General features: G+C 41.5%; 4 protein-coding genes. 2 read left to right on the forward strand and 2 right to left on the reverse strand.

Annotated elements, in window-relative coordinates:
• Window positions 1–276 precede the first annotated feature (276 nt).
• Complete coding sequence (locus LQZ19_RS15800; protein ID WP_411048650.1) at window positions 277–501, forward strand: hypothetical protein; 225 nt, start codon at window positions 277–279, stop codon at window positions 499–501.
• Between the two features lie 60 nt (window positions 502–561).
• Complete coding sequence (locus LQZ19_RS15805) at window positions 562–903, forward strand: SLOG family protein (protein ID WP_411048651.1); 342 nt, start codon at window positions 562–564, stop codon at window positions 901–903.
• 177 nt (window positions 904–1,080) lie between these two features.
• On the opposite strand, the gene LQZ19_RS15810 is transcribed toward LQZ19_RS15805, so the two are convergent.
• Window positions 1,081–1,989, reverse strand: a complete 909-nt coding sequence (locus LQZ19_RS15810; protein ID WP_411048652.1) for an Rpn family recombination-promoting nuclease/putative transposase — start codon at window positions 1,987–1,989, stop codon at window positions 1,081–1,083.
• Window positions 1,990–2,372: 383 nt separating this feature from the next.
• Window positions 2,373–2,552: a hypothetical protein gene (locus tag LQZ19_RS15815; RefSeq protein ID WP_411048653.1), complete on the reverse strand. Its 180-nt coding sequence runs from the start codon at window positions 2,550–2,552 to the stop codon at window positions 2,373–2,375.
• Window positions 2,553–3,024 lie beyond the last annotated feature (472 nt).

Consider the following 3,024-nt stretch of genomic DNA (forward strand, 5'->3'; position numbering starts at 1 on the left):
GGGGGCGGGTATGGTTCCGACTGATTGCACGCATGGGAGCAGTGTATCACGGCGTACCAGGATGTTCGAGGGGATCCCGGGTACGCTGGATCGTAAAAACAACCACGGACTAGGAGGAGAGGAAGAGGAGGAAGGCACAAGAAATCGCCAATTTCCTCATTCCGCTTTTTTAAAACCAGTCTAATGCTCTAATTATTCTTGTTGCTTATTTTTGAACCAAGGTTTATTATATCACCATGAGTAAAAAACTCGATAAATCAGATGAGGGATAAATTTATGAAAATAGATTCACCTTTATTGTTTTGGTGGAATGAATTCGCCGTTGATCTATATAATGAACGCCGTAATGCACTTGAGAAAACTAATGATATTTTATCTAAAAATAGCATTGTAAAAGAAATTATAGACAAAAATGGAAATGTAAAGACAATCAACATTTCTGCAAAGGAATATTATAACGTTATTTTGATAAAGATGGAAATATTATTAATAGTTTATTAAAATTAATTTAAATATAATGTGAAAAGTAAAATTAGCAATAAACAATTGAGGTATATAAATATGAAATTAGCAATTATTGGTAGTAGAACTATTGAAATTTTAAATTTAGATAATTATATAAAGGAAAAACCTGATTGCATCATTAGCGGTGGTGCAAAAGGAGTTGACACAATTGCTTGGCAATGGGCAGTCGATAATCGCATAGAAATTATTGTGCATAGACCAGACTATAATAAAGACGGAAAAGAAGCCGCCTGGAGAAGAAACGATATCATAATAAACGAAGCAGATAAAATTGTTGCCTTTTGGAATGGTAAAAGTACTGGAACTAAATATGTTATTGATAATGCTTTAAGGTTGAGAAAAAATATAGAAATAATATTTATAGAAAATAAAGTATGATTATAAGAACGCCCTATTAAAGAGCTGTATGCGTTTCTAGGCACTGTTCGTAGAGTTTGCCCATCGGCCTTGAAAGTTTACTTTTCTGTTTTCTTTCGATGTTAAGCCACCGGATAGAGGCACGGTTTGGCCCTGCGGTGTTTGCCGCCGGAGACGTGCTACGGGGCGTCTGTCTTTTTATCTGGTATGGGATTTCGGAGGCCGCCGGCCGCCGGAAAGCTTTTCCTTAATCTGTTCCAAAGTAAAACCCTGCTCCATGAGTTCCAAGACCTGGTTCTGGCCTTCTTCCGTGCCTTCCCTATAGCTTTGCCGTTCCCGGCCCGCCTGATCCATACGCTGTTTCCACTGGGCATCGGCTATCAGCCTGGCCCGCTCATCATCGTTTAGTTCCATCACCAACGCCGCAGCTTGCTTAATCGCCGGATCTTTTTCCGCTATCATGGCCAACTCCTCCGGGGTTTTAGCTTTGAAAAACTGCCCCCAGTTGAACAAACGCCCGCCATCCGATTCCTTGGGTAGCTTTCCCAGTTCCAGGACGTTTATCTCCAGTAAATCCGTAAACTCAGCGCCGGACTGCGCATTTCGGATGCTATACCTATTATAGTAGCCTGCTTCCTCAGGAATCAATATGCCCCCGCAAATTACGATGCTGACCACCCGTTCCGCTTGGTTATACCTGTCCCCCCGCTTGATCTGTTCGGTGAGCATCTTAGCAGTCGAAAAGACGATGCGTTTCCGTAATTCCTGATAGGTTTCAACCTGCATTTCCACGTTGATCACCGCACCCGATTGGGTGTGGACCTTCACATCGAGGATGCCCATCTTGTCATTATCAAACTCCGGTTTTAAATAGGGGTCAATGATGGTCAGATGGTCGAATTCCGCTTCCGGCAGGTCCAGGGCGGCGGCGAGGAGCGCTATACGGCCATAATCGGGAGGGGTTACGGCCGTATTACCTTGAGGAATAACAAAAACTTGTAAAAGGGGGTGGTAGATTACCGCCCCCTTTTTATTAACGTTATTATCTCCTTGATTTTTTCTTTTTGTAGTTATATCTTTTTTTTGAGGTACAAAAAAGAAAATCAAATCAAAAAACTCTCCAGAAAAAAAGCAAAGTGAACTAATGAAACTAACTACTGCTATAGAAGCCCTAGGGTATAATATTATTTCTTTTGATCAGCAGGATCTAGCGATCACAATAAAAATGTATCCCCAAGATGGCAATTAGGCAAGCCGGATGGGGAACGATGGCGGCGGGCGTTTTGTTATCGGTAACTTTATTCGACACTGCTGTTAGTATAATAGCCCTTGTTTTTTAATTGGAAAGAGAGGAAAGGAGGAACAAGCCTCCGGGCTTGCGGGTACGGGTCCGCCCGCCAAGACCTCTGCAATGGAGTTCGCCATGCTTTTTCAGGGTAACAGAGGAAGGCGGGGAAGGTGTTATAAGGGGGATTCTTGTTTAACGATGGCTATGAAAAATCAGATGGGTTTGTAAAAGGGCCAAGAAATGTATCCCATTCAGCAGGATATCCCTCATTTGTCCACTTTTTATTAAGATTTATTCTTTTTTGGATGGTAGATTCTTCCATACCCATTGCTTTAGCTTTAGTTATGAATTCCTCTTCCGTCATCCTTTCTTTTTCGTTCATAAATCAATTATAAACCCTGCTATAATTCTTGACAAGCTTCTTGGATCGGGCTGAAATAGTCGATTTTATAAACAAAGAGGTCGGGGGGAAATTTATAACAAAATCGTCTTTGGGTCGCTTCGCTCAAAAAGAAAAAAGGTCCAAGGAATTAAAATCTGCTATAAAAAACTCCCTTTATTTTTCATTGGAAAGAATAGCGGATGCGCTGGAAAGGATCGCAAAAAAATTAGACCAGAGCAATTAAAACTAAGATAAAAAGCCATTTTTTGACGGCCTAAATAATTACACATAGTTTAACTTAATTGAAATTCAAATTCCGGAAATTCCCCGAAAATACCACCTTTTCTCCGGTATATTCAATTCTTTTCTCCGGCATATTGATATGCCCCGCGCCTGGGCGTGCAGGGGAACTGATACAACCGCAAAGCAGTAAACGGCAAGACAGCCCAGCAGGAAAACCTGGGGGCGGGTA

This window comes from Treponema primitia, assembly GCF_046533075.1.
Classification (GTDB): Bacteria; Spirochaetota; Spirochaetia; order Treponematales; family Breznakiellaceae; genus Termitinema; species Termitinema primitia_B.

Bases quoted from the DNA above. Each gene is read 5' to 3' on its own strand.
- LQZ19_RS15815 (WP_411048653.1), bottom strand. From the start codon at position 2,552: ATGAACGAAAAAGAAAGGATGACGGAAGAGGAATTCATAACTAAAGCT.
- LQZ19_RS15805 (WP_411048651.1), top strand. From the start codon at position 562: ATGAAATTAGCAATTATTGGTAGTAGAACTATTGAAATTTTAAATTTA.
- LQZ19_RS15800 (WP_411048650.1), top strand. From the start codon at position 277: ATGAAAATAGATTCACCTTTATTGTTTTGGTGGAATGAATTCGCCGTT.